This is a genomic window from Mycobacterium sp. E3198 (genome assembly GCF_001667015.1).
Taxonomy (GTDB): Bacteria; Actinomycetota; Actinomycetes; order Mycobacteriales; family Mycobacteriaceae; genus Mycobacterium.
This window is the reverse complement of record NZ_LZIS01000260.1, coordinates 18,237-33,147: the sequence shown is the minus strand read 5'-3', so window position 1 is coordinate 33,147 and position 14,911 is coordinate 18,237. Positions and strand designations below refer to the sequence as shown.

The 14,911-nt window shown below is 67.8% G+C and carries 17 protein-coding genes; 16 read left to right on the top strand and 1 reads right to left on the bottom strand.

Annotated elements, in window-relative coordinates; genetic code table 11:
• Positions 1 to 8: 8 nt before the first annotated feature.
• The 16 genes from fadD1 (at position 9) to A5673_RS26370 (ending at position 14,468) form a co-directional block, all read left to right on the top strand.
• Positions 9 to 1,583, top strand: a complete 1,575-nt coding sequence (fadD1, locus tag A5673_RS26445; RefSeq protein WP_068239519.1) for a fatty-acid--CoA ligase FadD1 — start codon at positions 9 to 11, stop codon at positions 1,581 to 1,583.
• A gap of 148 nt (positions 1,584 to 1,731) precedes the next feature.
• Positions 1,732 to 1,974: a 50S ribosomal protein L31 gene (gene rpmE / locus A5673_RS26440; protein ID WP_068239516.1), complete on the top strand. Its 243-nt coding sequence runs from the start codon at positions 1,732 to 1,734 to the stop codon at positions 1,972 to 1,974.
• A 75-nt stretch (positions 1,975 to 2,049) separates the two neighbouring features.
• Positions 2,050 to 3,123, top strand: coding sequence for a peptide chain release factor 1 (gene prfA / locus A5673_RS26435; protein WP_068239513.1), 1,074 nt, complete (start codon positions 2,050 to 2,052; stop codon positions 3,121 to 3,123).
• Positions 3,120 to 3,965 carry a peptide chain release factor N(5)-glutamine methyltransferase gene (prmC, locus tag A5673_RS26430; protein WP_068239510.1) on the top strand — a complete coding sequence of 282 codons (846 nt, stop codon included), beginning with the start codon at positions 3,120 to 3,122 and terminating at the stop codon, positions 3,963 to 3,965. Before prfA ends, prmC begins: the two co-directional genes overlap by 4 nt.
• Positions 3,962 to 4,615 (top strand): L-threonylcarbamoyladenylate synthase, encoded by a 654-nt coding sequence (locus A5673_RS26425; protein WP_068239507.1) that lies wholly within the window; start codon positions 3,962 to 3,964, stop codon positions 4,613 to 4,615. Before prmC ends, A5673_RS26425 begins: the two co-directional genes overlap by 4 nt.
• Before the next feature lie 44 nt (positions 4,616 to 4,659).
• Positions 4,660 to 5,847, top strand: a complete 1,188-nt coding sequence (locus A5673_RS26420; RefSeq protein ID WP_197518479.1) for a glycosyltransferase family 4 protein — start codon at positions 4,660 to 4,662, stop codon at positions 5,845 to 5,847.
• 249 nt (positions 5,848 to 6,096) lie between these two features.
• Positions 6,097 to 6,573 (top strand): ATP synthase subunit I, encoded by a 477-nt coding sequence (locus tag A5673_RS26415; protein ID WP_068239501.1) that lies wholly within the window; start codon positions 6,097 to 6,099, stop codon positions 6,571 to 6,573.
• Positions 6,566 to 7,321 (top strand): F0F1 ATP synthase subunit A, encoded by a 756-nt coding sequence (gene atpB / locus A5673_RS26410; protein WP_068239498.1) that lies wholly within the window; start codon positions 6,566 to 6,568, stop codon positions 7,319 to 7,321. The genes A5673_RS26415 and atpB overlap by 8 nt, the downstream gene beginning before the upstream one ends.
• Positions 7,322 to 7,374: 53 nt before the next feature.
• The gene (locus tag A5673_RS26405) at positions 7,375 to 7,620 is read left to right on the top strand and encodes a F0F1 ATP synthase subunit C (RefSeq protein ID WP_066928722.1); all 246 of its coding nucleotides are present in this window, start codon (positions 7,375 to 7,377) and stop codon (positions 7,618 to 7,620) included.
• A gap of 9 nt (positions 7,621 to 7,629) precedes the next feature.
• Entirely contained in the window at positions 7,630 to 8,172 is a 543-nt protein-coding gene (locus tag A5673_RS26400; protein WP_068239493.1) for a F0F1 ATP synthase subunit B, read from the top strand.
• A 7-nt stretch (positions 8,173 to 8,179) separates the two neighbouring features.
• Positions 8,180 to 9,520 (top strand): F0F1 ATP synthase subunit B/delta, encoded by a 1,341-nt coding sequence (locus A5673_RS26395; protein ID WP_068239489.1) that lies wholly within the window; start codon positions 8,180 to 8,182, stop codon positions 9,518 to 9,520.
• Positions 9,521 to 9,575: 55 nt separating this feature from the next.
• A complete protein-coding gene (gene atpA, locus A5673_RS26390) occupies positions 9,576 to 11,240 on the top strand; it encodes a F0F1 ATP synthase subunit alpha (protein ID WP_068239487.1) in 1,665 nt (554 codons plus the stop codon).
• A gap of 6 nt (positions 11,241 to 11,246) precedes the next feature.
• The gene (locus A5673_RS26385) at positions 11,247 to 12,164 is read left to right on the top strand and encodes a F0F1 ATP synthase subunit gamma (protein ID WP_068239483.1); all 918 of its coding nucleotides are present in this window, start codon (positions 11,247 to 11,249) and stop codon (positions 12,162 to 12,164) included.
• A gap of 19 nt (positions 12,165 to 12,183) precedes the next feature.
• On the top strand, positions 12,184 to 13,641 hold the full coding sequence (gene atpD, locus A5673_RS26380) for a F0F1 ATP synthase subunit beta (protein WP_068239480.1): 1,458 nt from the start codon (positions 12,184 to 12,186) through the stop codon (positions 13,639 to 13,641).
• Positions 13,642 to 13,654: 13 nt separating this feature from the next.
• Positions 13,655 to 14,020, top strand: coding sequence for a F0F1 ATP synthase subunit epsilon (locus tag A5673_RS26375; protein WP_068239476.1), 366 nt, complete (start codon positions 13,655 to 13,657; stop codon positions 14,018 to 14,020).
• A 7-nt stretch (positions 14,021 to 14,027) separates the two neighbouring features.
• Positions 14,028 to 14,468, top strand: a complete 441-nt coding sequence (locus A5673_RS26370; protein WP_068239473.1) for a DUF2550 domain-containing protein — start codon at positions 14,028 to 14,030, stop codon at positions 14,466 to 14,468.
• Here A5673_RS26370 and A5673_RS26365 read toward each other — a convergent pair whose 3' ends face one another.
• The gene (locus A5673_RS26365) at positions 14,469 to 14,903 is read right to left on the bottom strand and encodes a VOC family protein (protein ID WP_068239471.1); all 435 of its coding nucleotides are present in this window, start codon (positions 14,901 to 14,903) and stop codon (positions 14,469 to 14,471) included.
• Positions 14,904 to 14,911: the final 8 nt, after the last annotated feature.

The window sequence follows — 14,911 nt, the reverse complement described above, 5'->3', positions numbered from 1 at the left end:
CGCAAGCTGTGGCGGACACGCTGCAGCAACTGCTTCGTGAGCGCGTAGACCAGGACACCCCGGCGCTGAAGTACGGCGACCGGGTCTGGACCTGGCGTGAGCACCTGGCCGACGCCGCCGCCACCGCGGCCGCCGTCATCCGGGCCGCCGACCCCGCCCGTCCGCTGCACGTCGGCGCGCTGCTGGGCAACACCCCCGAGATGCTGACCGCCATGGCGTCGGCCGCGCTCGGCGGCTACGTGCTGTGCGGCGTCAACGACACCCGCCGCGGCGCCGCGCTGGCCAGGGACATCCTGCACGCCCATTGCCAGATCCTGCTGACCGACCCGGCGCACAAAGCGCTGCTGGACGGCCAGGACCTGCCCGGTGTGCAGGTGTTCGACGTGTCCGGCGAATCCTGGGCGGCGTTGCTGGAGGGCGCCGGGCCGCTGATCCCCCATCGCGAGGTGGCCCCCACCGACACCTTCATGATGATGTTCACGTCGGGAACCAGCGGCGAGCCGAAGGCGGTGCAGGTCACCCACCTGACCGTGCTGTTCGCCGGCGCCACGCTGATCGCGCGGTTCGGTCTCGACGCCTCCGACGTCTGCTACCTGTCCATGCCGCTGTTCCACGCCAACGCCCTCTTCGCCGGTTGGAGCGTGGCGGTGGGCGCCGGCGCGGCGATGGTCCCCGCGACGTTCTCGGCGTCCGGCCTGCTCGCCGACCTGCGCCATTACGGGGCGACCTTCATGAACTACGTCGGCAAACCGCTGGCCTTCGTGCTGGCCACGCCGGAACGGCCCGATGACCACGACAATCCGCTGCGCGTCGCCGTCGGCAACGAGGCGAGCGACCGCGACATCGCCGAGTTCGGCCGGCGTTTCGGCTGCCTCGTCTGGGACGGCTTCGGGTCCACCGAGGCCGCGATCGTCATCACCCGCGAGGACGGCTGCCCGCCCGGGTCGCTGGGCCGCGGCTTCCCCGGGGTGGCCATCTACGACCCGGACACGCTGGCCGAGTGCCCGCCCGCCGCCTTCGACGGGGACGGGGCCCTGACCAACGCCGACGAGGCGATCGGGGAGCTGGTCAACACCACCGGCGCGGGCCTGTTCGCCGGCTACTATAACGACCCCGAGGCCACCGACGAGCGCCTTCGTCACGGCATGTTCTGGTCCGGCGACCTGGCCTATCGCGACGCCGACGGGTGGATCTACTTCGCCGGGCGCAGCGGCGACTGGCTGCGCGTCGACGGCGAGAACATGACCACGGCGCCCATCGAGCGGATCCTGCAGCGGTTGGCCCCGGTCAGCCACGTCGCGGTGTACGCGGTGCCCGACGAACACGTCGGCGACCAGGTGATGGCGGCGATCGTGCTGGCCGACGACGCGCGGCTGACGCCCGAGGAGTTCGGCGAGTTCCTCGCCGCCCAGCCCGACCTGTCGCCCAAGGCGTGGCCCCGCTACGTCTGGCTCACCGACCGGCTGCCGACCACGGCGACCAACAAAATCCTCAAGCGCGAGCTGGCCGCGCGGGGCGCCACCCCCGGCGGCGGCGTGGTCTGGACCCGCGGCGCAAAAAGCCGCGTCTACCGCGACACATAAACCGCGCGCGGTCCCGGGAATGCGCGGGGGCGCCTCCGCGTTTGGGCTGATGTTGGTTGACCTGGCATAATCGACGGTCGACTACCCCCGAGGACCAGTTCAGGTCCCAGGAGTTCGCGCCGGGGCGCACACGATCGAAAAGGACATCATGAAAGCTGATATTCACCCCGCCTACGGGGAGACCACCGTGCACTGCGGGTGCGGCAACACCTTCACCACCCGCAGCACCAAGCCGGGCGGTCAGATCCACGTCGAGGTCTGCTCGCAGTGCCACCCCTTCTACACCGGCAAGCAGAAGATCCTCGACAGCGGCGGCCGCGTGGCCCGCTTCGAGAAGCGCTACGGCAAGCGCAAGGCCGCGGCCGACAACGGCGAGTCGACCGACAAATAGCTGGCTTACCGACGCCCGAACTGTGCTCACAGCTGCACAGGCCGGGCGTCGGTTCGCGTATAGGGAAAGAGTGACATGACGCAGCCGGTGCAGACGATCGACGTGCTGCTGGCCGAACACGCCGAACTCGAGCAGCGGCTGGCCGACCCCGAACTGCACAGCAATCCCGACGAGGCGCGCAAGGCCGGCCGCCGGTTCGCCCGGCTGGCCCCGATCGTCGGCACCTACCGCAAGCTGTCGGCGGCGCGCGGCGACCTCGAGGCCGCCCGCGAACTCGCCGTCGACGACGAGTCCTTCGCCGACGAGGTGACCGAACTCGAATCGCGGGTGGCCGAGCTGGACACCCAACTCACCGACATGCTGGCGCCGCGCGATCCCCACGACGCCGACGACATCGTCCTCGAGGTCAAATCCGGTGAGGGCGGCGAGGAATCGGCGTTGTTCGCCGCCGATCTGGCCCGGATGTACATCCGATACGCCGAGCGCCACGGCTGGACGGTCACCGTGCTGGACGAGACTACCTCGGATCTCGGCGGTTACAAGGACGCGACGCTGGCCATCGCCAGCAAGGGCGACAGCGCCGACGGCGTGTGGTCGCGGATGAAGTTCGAGGGCGGCGTGCACCGGGTGCAACGGGTTCCGGTGACGGAATCCCAAGGGCGCGTTCATACGTCGGCGGCGGGCGTGCTGGTCTATCCGGAGCCCGAGGAAGTCGGCGAGGTGCAAATCGACGAGTCCGATCTGCGCATCGACGTCTACCGCTCGTCGGGCAAGGGCGGCCAGGGCGTCAACACCACCGACTCCGCGGTGCGGATCACGCACCTGCCGACCGGCATCGTCGTCACCTGCCAGAACGAACGGTCCCAGCTGCAGAACAAGGCCCGCGCCCTGCAGGTGCTGGCCGCGCGGCTGCAGGCCCTGGCCGAGGAGAAGGCGCTGGCCGACGCGTCCGCCGATCGGGCCAGCCAGGTCCGCACCGTGGACCGCAGCGAACGGATCCGCACCTACAACTTCCCGGAGAACCGGATCACCGACCACCGAATCGGTTTCAAGGCGCACAACCTGGATCAGGTGCTCGACGGCGACCTCGACGCGCTATTCGACGCGCTCGCCGCCGCCGACAAGCAATCGCGGCTGCAGCAGGCATGACCGGCCTGCGGCGCGCGATCGACTCGGCTGCGGCGCAACTCGCCGAGGCCGGGATCGATTCCGCCCGTTACGACGCCGAGGAGTTGGCGGCCCACCTGGTCGGCGCCGAACGCGGCCGGCTGACCCTGCTCGAGGCGCCCGACGACGAATTCTTCGGGCGTTACCGTGACGTCGTCGCCGCGCGCTCGCAGCGGGTCCCGTTGCAGCACCTCACCGGGACCGCGGCGTTCGGTCCGGTGATGCTGCGGGTGGGGCCCGGCGTGTTCATCCCGCGCCCGGAGACCGAGGCCATGCTGGAATGGGCCATCGCGCAGCCGCTGGGCGCCCGGCCCGTCATCGTCGACGTGTGCACCGGCTCGGGCGCGTTGGCCGTGGCGCTGGCCCGCCACCGGCCCGCCGCCCGGGTCATCGGCATCGACGACTCCGACGCGGCCCTGGCCTACGCGCGGCACAACACCGAGGGCACCGCCGTCGAGCTGCTGCGCGCCGACGTCACCGCCACCGAACCGCTCACCGAGCTCGACGGGCTGGTCGACCTGGTGGTGGCCAACCCGCCCTACGTACCCAACGACAGCGCCGTGGAAGCCGAAGTGGCCCAACACGATCCGCCGCACGCGGTGTTCGGCGGGGCAGACGGGATGGCGGTGATCGCCGCGGTCGTCCGCCACGCCGGACGGTGGCTGAGCCCGGGCGGCCTCTTCGCCGTCGAGCACGACGACACCACGGCCGCGCGGACCGTCGAATTGATCGAAGGCACAGGGCTTTTCGAGGACATCGCGGCGCGCCGCGACCTGGTCGGACGGCCGAGGTTCGTGACGGCCCGACGGGGGGAGCGGCCTTGACCGCCGTCTTCGACTGCGCGGACCCCGACCAGCGCGCGCTCGGCATCACCTCGGCCGTCGGGGCGGCGAAAAGCGGCCGGCTCGTCGTGCTGCCCACCGACACCGTGTACGGCATCGGCGCCGACGCGTTCGACAGCACCGCGGTGGCGGCGCTGCTCGCGGCGAAGGGGCGGGGCCGCGACATGCCGGTCGGCGTGCTGGTCGGCTCCTGGCACACCATCGAGGGGCTCGTCTACACGATGCCCGACGGGGCGCGGGATCTGATCCGGGCCTTCTGGCCGGGCGCGCTGAGCCTGGTGGTGCGGCAGGCGCCGTCGCTGCAGTGGGATCTGGGTGACGCCCGGGGCACCGTGATGCTGCGGATGCCGTTGCACCCGGTCGCCGTCGAGCTGCTGCGCGAGGTCGGGCCCATGGCGGTGTCCAGCGCGAACGTCTCCGGCCGCCCACCCGCGGTCGACGCCGCCGAGGCGCGCGGCCAACTCGGCGACCTGGTCGACGTCTATCTCGACGCGGGCCCGGCGCAGCAGCAGGCCGCCTCCACGATCGTCGACCTGACCGACGACGCCCCGCGCATCCTGCGCGCCGGTCCGGTGAGCGCCGAGCTGATCGCGGAAGTGCTTGGCATGGACGCGGGAAGCCTGCTCGCCTAGCGCACGCCGCCAATCCGGTCTCAGGTTGGTGCAGTACGGTCTCGTTGGTGTCCAGCCTTGCCGGTGGTCTGCTCGCCCTGTCCGATCGCGGCACCGGCGTCCCGCTGCGCGAGCTCGCACTGGTCGGCCTGACCGCGGCCATCATCACCTACTTCACGACCGGTCCGGTGCGGGTGCTGGCCACCCGGCTGGGAGCCGTCGCCTACCCGCGGGAACGCGACGTGCACGTGACGCCCACCCCCCGCATGGGAGGTCTGGCGATGTTCGTCGGCGTCGTCTCGGCCGTCTTCCTGGCCTGGCAACTGCCGGCGCTCACCCGCGGATTCGTCTACTCCACAGGCATGCCCGCCGTCCTGGTGGCGGCCGCGGTGATCGTGGGCATCGGCCTGATCGACGACCGCTGGGGCCTCGACGCCCTGACCAAGTTCGCCGGCCAGATCACCGCGGCCAGCGTGCTGGTCACCATGGGCGTGGCCTGGAGCGTCCTGTACATCCCGATCGGCGGCGTCGGCACCATCGTGCTGGACCAGGCCTCCTCGATCCTGCTCACCCTGGCGCTGACGGTGTCGATGGTCAACGCGATGAACTTCGTCGACGGGCTCGACGGCCTGGCCGCCGGGCTGGGACTCATCATGGCGATGGCGATCTGCATGTTCTCGGTCGGCCTGCTGCGCGACCACGGCGGGGACGTGCTGTTCTATCCGCCCGCCGTCATCTCGGTCGTGCTCGCGGGGGCGTGTCTGGGGTTTCTGCCGCACAACTTCCATCGGGCCCGGATCTTCATGGGCGATTCCGGCTCGATGCTGATCGGCCTGATGGTCGCCGCGGCCGCCACGACCGCCGCCGGACCGGTCTCGCAGAACGCCTACGGCGCCCGCGACGTGTTTGCTCTGCTGGCGCCGTTCCTGCTGGTGGTGGCCGTCATGTTCGTGCCGATGCTCGACCTTTTACTGGCGATCGTGCGCCGTACCCGCGCCGGCCGCAGCGCATTCAGCCCCGACAAAATGCACCTGCATCACCGGTTGCTGCAAATCGGGCATTCGCATCGCCGGGTGGTCCTGCTCATCTATCTCTGGGTGGGCATTGTCGCGTTCGGCGCGGCGAGCACCATCTTTTTCAACCCGCGCGACACCGGTGCGGTCATGCTGGGCGCAATAGTGGTCGCCGGAGTGGCCACGGCGATCCCGCTGATGCGCCGGCGCGACGACTACGAAGACGTGGACGTGGACTGACGAAGCGCCTACGACACCCGGTAGTAGCTGTGCCGATCGTATGGTACGGTGCAGGTAGAACCCCTAAAAGAGACCTTGAGGGTTGCCGGCCAGCCGGCCCGTCGGACGCCTGTCCGAGCGCGCCGATTCACGACCGACGTAGGGAGCTACCCCTTGGGTGATTCCCCTGTGACGTGCGATACGCTCGGCGGGCCACCGATCGGTCGGTCGGGGGTCTCCCGCTTCACTACCTGGGATTGAGGTGCTGCAGTGACGACACCAGCGCAGGACGCGCCGTTGGTGTTCCCCTCTGTTGCTTTCCGTCCGGTTCGGCTGTTTGTGATCAGCGCGGGCATCACCGCGCTGGCGATTCTCGGCGCCGGATTGTCCGGCCGCCTCATGCTCGGCGTGTTCTTCGGTGTCGGGTTGCTCCTGGGTTTGCTCAACGCGCTGCTCGTGCGGCGTTCGGTCGCGTCGATCACCGCGAAAGAGCACCCCCTGAAAAGCTCGATGGCAGTCAATTCGGCGACGAGGTTGGCGATCATTACCGTTGTCGCGCTGATCGTTGCCTACGTTTTCCGGCCGAATGGCTTGGGCGCGATGTTCGGTCTGGCGCTCTTCCAGGTGCTACTGGTCGTGGCGACCGCGGTGCCGGTGTGGAAGAAGCTGCGCACGGGCGAGCCGGTGCCGGCATCGGCCGTCGAGGCCCCGGAAGACACTGACGGAAGGAGCGCCGGCGATGATTGAGACGATCCTGGCCGGTTCCCAGATCGAGGTCGGCGAGCACACCACCGCGAAGTGGCTCGGCCTGACCGTCAACACCGACACGGTGCTGTCGACCGCGCTCGCCGCGGTGATCGTGCTCGCCCTCGCCTTCTTCCTGCGCGCCAAGATCACCTCGAGCGGTGTTCCCAGCGGAGTGCAACTGTTCTGGGAGGCGCTGACCATACAGATGCGCAACCAGATCGAAAGCGCCATCGGGATGCGAATCGCGCCGTTCGTGTTGCCGCTGGCGGTCACGATCTTCGTGTTCATCCTGATCTCCAACTGGTTGTCGGTGCTGCCGCTGCAGTACACCGACAAGTCCGGTCACACCACCGAGTTGCTCAAGTCGGCGGCGGCGGACATCAATTACGTTCTGGCGCTGGCCCTTTTCGTATTCGTCTGCTACCACGTGGCCGGGATCTGGCGCCGCGGCATCATCGGGCACCCGATCAAGGTCCTCAAGGGGCACGTGGCGTTCCTGGCGCCGATCAACTTGGTCGAAGAATTGGCGAAGCCGATCTCGTTGTCGCTCCGACTCTTTGGCAATATCTTCGCCGGCGGCATCCTGGTGGCGCTGATCGCGATGTTCCCGCCGTACATCATGTGGTTACCCAACGCGGTGTGGAAATCGTTCGACCTGTTCGTCGGGGCGATCCAGGCGTTCATCTTCGCGATCCTGACCATCTTGTACTTCAGCCAGGCCATGGAGCTGGAGGACCACCATGACTAGCCCACGGAACACCAGATAAGCCAACAAGATAGAGCTGGATAAAGGAGGAAAGAATGGACCCCACTATCGCTGCCGGTGCACTCATCGGCGGTGGGATCATCATGGGCGGCGGCGCAATCGGAGCCGGCATCGGTGACGGTATTGCCGGTAATGCGCTGGTTTCGGGTATCGCCCGGCAACCCGAGGCGCAGGGCCGGTTGTTCACGCCGTTCTTCATCACCGTCGGTCTGGTCGAGGCGGCCTACTTCATCAACCTGGCGTTCATGGCGTTGTTCGTCTTCGCCACCCCCGTCACGTAGTTCGCTGTGATGGGTGACCCGAACCCCATGGTGCTCGCCGCCGGCCAGGCGGTAGCAGAGGGAGGCAAGGGGGGCAGCAACTTTCTCGTCCCCAACGGCACATTCTTCTTCGTGCTGGCCATATTCCTCATCGTGCTCGCCATCATCGGCACCTTCGTGGTGCCGCCGATCCTGAAGGTGCTGCGCGAACGCGACGCCATGGTCGCCAAGACCGCCGCCGACAACAAGAAGTCGGCCGAGCAGTTCGAAGCCGCCCAGGCCGATTACGAAGAGGCCATGAAGGAAGCGCGCGTTCAGGCGTCATCGTTCCGCGACAACGCCCGCGCCGAAGGCCGCAAGGTTATTGAGGACGCGCGCGCCAGTGCCGAGCAAGACGTGATGGCGAGGGTGCAGCTGGCCGCCGAGCAATTGAAACGCGAAAGGGACGCCGTGGAACTGGATCTGCGCGCCAACGTGGGGGCCATGTCGGCGACCCTGGCCAGCCGGATCCTCGGCGTCGACGTCGCACCCGCCGCCGCGGCCACGGCCGCCACCGAGTCGTCCGGGCGGTAATCAGCACATGTGGACTTTTGTCGGACAGTTGTTCGGATTCGCGGTCATCGTGGCGCTGGTGGTGCGGTATGTCGTGCCGCCGGTGCGCAAGATGATGACCGCCCGGCAGGACCTGGTGCGCCAGCAGTTGGCCGATTCGGCCGCTGCCGCCGACCGGCTCACCGAGTCGACGACGGCCCACAGCAAAGCCGTCGAGGCCGCCAAGGAAGAGGCGGAAAGAGTCGTCGAAGAGGCTAAGTCGGACTCGGAACGCATCACCGAGCAGTTGCAGGCTCAGGCCGGTGTGGAGGCCGACCGCATCAAGGCGCAGGGCACCCGCCAGGCCGAGCTCCTCCGCGCGCAGCTGACCCGGCAACTCCGCCTCGAGCTTGGGCACGAATCCGTGCGCCAGGCAGGGGAATTGGTGCGTAACTACGTCGCGAACCCCGAACAGCAGTCGGCCACCGTCGATCGGTTCCTGGACGATCTGGAAGCCATGGCGCCGGCGCCCGCCGAGGTCGCCTACCCGTTGCTGACGAAGATGCGCTCGGCCAGCCGTCAGGCGCTGGGCAGCCTCTCGGAGCGGTTCGGCACCATCGCCAAGAACCTCGACAACAAAGCGCTTTCCACCCTCTCCAGCGAGCTGGTGGCGGTGGCGAAAATGCTGGACCGCGAAATCGTGGTCACCCGTTACCTCACCGTGCCCGCCGAGGACGCGGCACCGCGGGTCCGGCTGATCGAGCGGCTGGTGTCCGGCAAGGTCGGCGATGGCACGCTCGACGTGTTGCGGGCGGCGGTCTCCGAACGCTGGTCGGCCAACACGGATTTGATCGACGCCATCGAGCACATCTCGCGGCAGGCGCTGCTGGAGGTCGCGGAGCGCGAGGACAAGGTCGACGAGGTCGAAGACCAATTATTCCGGTTCTCGCGCGTTCTCGACGCGCAGCCGCGACTTGCCATCCTGTTGGGCGACTACGGTTCCCCCGCCGAAGGCCGGATCGGGCTGCTACGCAAGGTGCTTGAGAGTGCAAGCGCACGGGTGAACCCCGTCGCTTTGGCCCTGCTGACCCAGACGGTCGAGCTGCTCAGGGGCGAGCCGGCCGAGGTGGCCGTGAAGTTCCTGGCGGAAGTCGCGGTGGCGCGCCGCGGCGAAATCGTCGCACAGGTCAGCGCGGCGGCGGAGCTCAGCGATACCCAGCGCACCCGTCTCACCGAAGTCCTCAGCCGCATCTACGCCCACCCGGTGACGGTGCAGCTGCAGATCGAACCCGACCTGCTGGGCGGGCTGTTAATCGCCGTGGCCGACGAGGTGATCGACGGGACGCTCTCCGCTCGCCTGGCCGCGGCCCAGGCCCAGTTGCCCGACTGAACACAACATCGACAAAGCACACGCGAACGAAAATCAAGTAGGAAGACGAAAAGCCATGGCAGAGTTGACAATCTCGGCTGACGACATCCAGGGCGCCATCGAGGAGTACGTAGGCTCCTTCACCGCCGACACCTCGCGCGAGGAAGTCGGCACCGTTGTCGACGCCGGGGACGGCATCGCCCACGTCGAGGGCCTGCCGTCCGTCATGACCCAGGAGCTGCTCGAGTTCCCGGGCGGCGTCCTCGGCGTCGCCCTGAACCTGGACGAGCACAGCGTCGGCGCGGTCATCCTGGGTGACTTCGAGAAAATCGAAGAAGGCCAACAGGTCAAGCGCACCGGCGAGGTCTTGTCGGTCCCCGTCGGCGACGCGTTCTTGGGCCGGGTCGTCGACCCGCTGGGCCATCCGATCGACGGGCGCGGGGACATCGAGACCGACGTGCGGCGCGCGCTGGAGCTGCAGGCGCCGTCGGTGGTCGAGCGCCAGGGCGTGAAGGAACCCTTGCAGACCGGGATCAAGGCCATCGACGCCATGACCCCGATCGGCCGCGGTCAGCGGCAGCTGATCATCGGCGACCGCAAGACCGGAAAGACCGCGGTGTGCATCGACACCATCCTCAACCAGAGGCAGAACTGGGAGTCGGGCGACGAGCGCAAGCAGGTGCGCTGCGTGTACGTGGCCATCGGCCAGAAGGGGACGACCATCGCGGCCGTCCGTCGCGCGCTGGAAGAGGGCGGCGCGATGGACTACACGACCATCGTCGCGGCGCCGGCGTCCGACGCTGCCGGCTTCAAATGGCTTGCGCCGTACACCGGTTCGGCGATCGCGCAGCACTGGATGTACGACGGCAAGCACGTGCTGATCGTGTTCGACGACCTGAGCAAGCAGGCCGAGGCCTACCGCGCGATCTCGCTGCTCCTGCGCCGCCCGCCGGGCCGCGAGGCCTACCCGGGCGACGTGTTCTACCTGCACTCGCGGTTGTTGGAGCGCTGCGCAAAGCTTTCCGACGAGCTCGGTGGTGGCTCGCTGACGGGCCTGCCGATCATCGAGACCAAGGCCAACGACATCTCGGCCTACATCCCGACCAACGTCATCTCGATCACCGACGGGCAGTGCTTCCTGGAGTCCGACCTGTTCAACCAGGGCGTCCGTCCGGCGATCAACGTGGGTGTCTCGGTGTCCCGCGTCGGCGGTGCCGCGCAGATCAAGGCCATGAAGGAAGTGGCGGGCTCGCTGCGGCTGGACCTGTCGCAGTACCGCGAGCTGGAATCGTTCGCGGCCTTCGCCTCCGATCTGGACGCCACCTCCAAGGCCCAGCTGGAACGCGGCGAGCGGCTGGTCGAACTGCTCAAGCAACGGCAGTACCAGCCGATGCCGGTCGAGGAGCAGGTGGTCTCGATCTTCTTGGGCACCGGCGGTCACCTGGACTCCGTGCCCGTCGAGGACGTCCGGCGTTTCGAAACCGAACTGCTGGACCACATGCGCGCCTCCGAGGAGAAGTTCCTGGCCGGCATCCGCGACACCCAGAAGCTGTCCGAAGAGGGCGAGAACCAGCTCACCGAGATCATCAAGAAGTTCAAGAAGGGCTTCGCGGCTTCCGACGGCGGATCGGTGGTGCCCGACGAGCACGTCGAGGCGCTGGACGAGGAAGACCTGGCGAAGGAGTCGGTGCAGGTCAAGAAAGAGAAGCCGAAGACGGACGCCAAGAAGGACAAGAAGTAGCTAACAATGGCGGCAACACTTCGCGAACTGCGCGGCCGGATTCGTTCGGCAGGGTCGATCAAAAAGATCACCAAGGCCCAGGAGATGATCGCGACCTCGCGCATCGGTAAGGCGCAGGCCCGGCTGGAATCCGCGCGGCCCTACGCGTTCCAGATCACCGCGATGCTGACGACCCTGTCGGCCGAGGCCGCTCTGGACCACCCCCTGCTGGTCGAGCGGGAAGACCCGAAGCGGGCCGGCGTGTTGGTGGTGTCCTCCGACCGCGGTTTGTGCGGGGCCTACAACTCCAGCATCTTCCGGCGCTCCGAGGAGCTGTTCTCCCTGCTGCGGGAGGAAGGAAAGACGCCGGTTCTGTACACGGTGGGTCGGAAGGCGTTGAACTACTTCAAATTCCGCAACTGGGACATCACCGAGTCGTGGACGGGCTTCTCCGAGCAGCCCTCGTACGAGAATGCCGCGGAGATCGCGGAAACCTTGGTCGATACCTTCATGAAAGGTGTCGGCGACGAGGACGGTCAGCAGTCCGAGGACGTCCAGGGCGTCGACGAATTGCACATCGTTTACTCGGAGTTCAAGTCGATGATGTCGCAGGCGGCGATGGCCCACCGCATCGCCCCGCTGGTGGTGGAGTACGTCGAGGAAGAGCCCGAGCTGCATACCCTCTATTCGTTCGAGCCCGACGCGACAACACTTTTCGAGTCGTTGCTGCCTCGGTACGTGACGACCCGCGTATACGCGGCGTTGCTTGAATCGGCGGCATCGGAGCTGGCGTCGCGCCAGCGTGCGATGAAGTCGGCCACCGACAACGCGGACGACCTCATCAAGGAGCTGACGCTGATGGCGAACCGCGAGCGGCAGGCCCAGATCACCCAGGAGATCAGCGAGATCGTCGGCGGCGCAAACGCGCTCGCCGACGCCAAGTAGCGCACGAGGAAGAAGAAACATGACTGCTACTGACGAGAAGACCAAAAACTCGAAGGACACCGACACCAGCGGACGCGTGGTGCGGGTCACCGGGCCCGTCGTCGACGTCGAGTTCCCGCGCGGCTCGGTCCCCGAGCTGTTCAATGCGTTGCACGCCGACATCACCTACGAGGCGATGGCCAAGAAGCTGACGCTCGAGGTCGCGCAGCACCTGGGCGACAACCTGGTTCGCACCATCTCGCTGCAGCCCACCGACGGCCTGGTGCGCGGGGTCGAGGTCACCGACACCGGCAACTCGATCTCGGTGCCGGTCGGCGAGGACGTCAAGGGTCACGTCTTCAACGCCCTCGGCGACTGCCTGGACGAGCCGGGATACGGCGAGGACTTCGACCACTGGTCGATTCACCGCAAGCCGCCGGCCTTCGAGGAGCTCGAGCCGCGGACCGAGATGCTCGAGACTGGCCTGAAGGTCGTCGACCTCCTGACCCCGTACGTACGTGGCGGCAAGATCGCGCTGTTCGGCGGTGCGGGTGTGGGCAAGACGGTGCTCATCCAGGAGATGATCAACCGTATCGCCCGAAACTTCGGTGGGACTTCGGTTTTCGCCGGCGTGGGGGAGCGCACCCGCGAGGGCAACGATTTGTGGGTGGAGCTCAAGGAAGCCGACGTGCTCAAGGACACCGCGCTGGTGTTCGGTCAGATGGACGAGCCGCCCGGCACCCGTATGCGGGTGGCGTTGTCGGCGCTGACGATGGCCGAGTGGTTCCGCGACGAGGCCGGCCAGGACGTGCTGTTGTTCATCGACAACATCTTCCGGTTCACCCAGGCCGGATCCGAGGTGTCGACCCTGCTCGGCCGCATGCCGTCGGCGGTGGGTTACCAGCCCACTCTGGCCGACGAGATGGGCGAGCTGCAGGAGCGCATCACCTCGACCCGGGGCCGCTCGATCACGTCGATGCAGGCGGTTTACGTGCCGGCCGACGACTACACCGACCCGGCGCCCGCGACCACGTTCGCGCACCTGGACGCCACCACCGAGCTGTCGCGTTCGGTGTTCTCCAAGGGCATCTTCCCCGCGGTGGACCCGCTGGCGTCGAGCTCGACGATCCTGGACCCCGGTGTCGTCGGTGACGAGCACTACCGCGTGGCGCAGGAGGTCATCCGAATCCTGCAGCGGTACAAGGACCTTCAGGACATCATCGCCATCCTCGGCATCGACGAGCTGTCCGAGGAGGACAAGCAGCTGGTGCAACGCGCCCGGCGCATCGAGCGGTTCCTGTCGCAGAACATGATGGCGGCCGAACAGTTCACCGGTCAGCCGGGTTCGACGGTGCCGGTGAAGGAGACCATCGAGGCGTTCGACAAGCTGACGAAGGGCGACTTCGACCACATTCCCGAGCAGGCCTTCTTCCTGATCGGCGGCCTCGACGACCTGGCCAAGAAAGCCGAAGGCTTCGGCGCCAAGCTCGATTCCTGAAAGGCGCTCTGGCATGGCCGAATTGAACGTTGAGATCGTCGCAGTCGACCGGAAGATCTGGTCGGGTGAGGCAACGTTCCTGTTCACCCGCACCACCGTCGGCGAGATCGGCATCCTGCCCCGCCACATCCCGCTGGTGGCGCAGCTGGTGGACGACGCCATGGTGCGGGTCGAGCGCGAAGGCGAGGACGACCTGCGGATCGCGGTGGACGGCGGGTTCCTGTCGGTGACCGAGGAACAGGTCAGCATCCTCGCCGAGTCGGCCGAGTTCGAGTCGGATATCGACGAGAGCGCCGCCAGGGAGGCCGCCGAGTCCGACGATCCCCGCATCGCCGCGAGGGGGCGCGCCAGACTGCGCGCCGTCGGCGCGATCGACTAACGCCCCGATGAGCGCGCCCATGGTCGGCATGGTCGTGCTCGTCGTCATGCTGGGGGCCGCCGTCCTCGCGCTGAGCTATCGGCTGTGGAAGCTGCGCCAGGGCGGAACGGCCGGGATCATGCGGGACATCCCCGCCGTCGGCGGGCACGGCTGGCGGCACGGCGTGATCCGCTACCGCGGCGGCGAGGCCGCCTTCTACCGGTTGTCCAGCCTGCGCTTGTGGCCGGACCGCCGGCTCAGCAGGCGGGGGGTGGAGATCGTGTCCCGGCGCGCGCCGCGCGGCGACGAGTTCGACATCATGACCGACGAGATCGTGGTCCTGGAGCTGCGCGACACGACGCAGGACAGGTCCGGTTACGAGCTCGCACTCGACAAGGGCGCCCTGACCGCATTCCTGTCCTGGCTGGAATCCCGGCCCTCCCCGCGCGCACGCCGTCGCAGCGTGTGACTACCACGGGTTGACGGTCTGGCACCCATGTTCTTCGGGCGCGACGTCGCGCACCGTTTCGCTGAACTGCCAGCGATGCCCCGCGAGATCCTCGACGGTGCACTCCCGTTCGCCGTACTCGCGGTCGACGGGCGACTCGATCACCCTCGCCCCCGCCGCCCGCGCACGTTCGAACCGGCCGTCCACGTCGTCGACGCGCACCTTGATCTCGTGCGTGACGACGCCGGCCGTCGGTGGATGCCGCTCGCCGGCCACGTCCGCCACGATCACGGCGCCGCTCGCGCCGATGCCGAGCTGCGCCCGGTGACTTTCGCCGATCCGCGTTCGTTCGACGAAGCCGAAGGCCGCGGCCAACCAGTCCACGGCCGCGCGCACGTCGGGGTAGACCAGCACGGGGATCACCGCAAATGGCGGGATCGATCGGTTGTTTTTCATTGCCACAC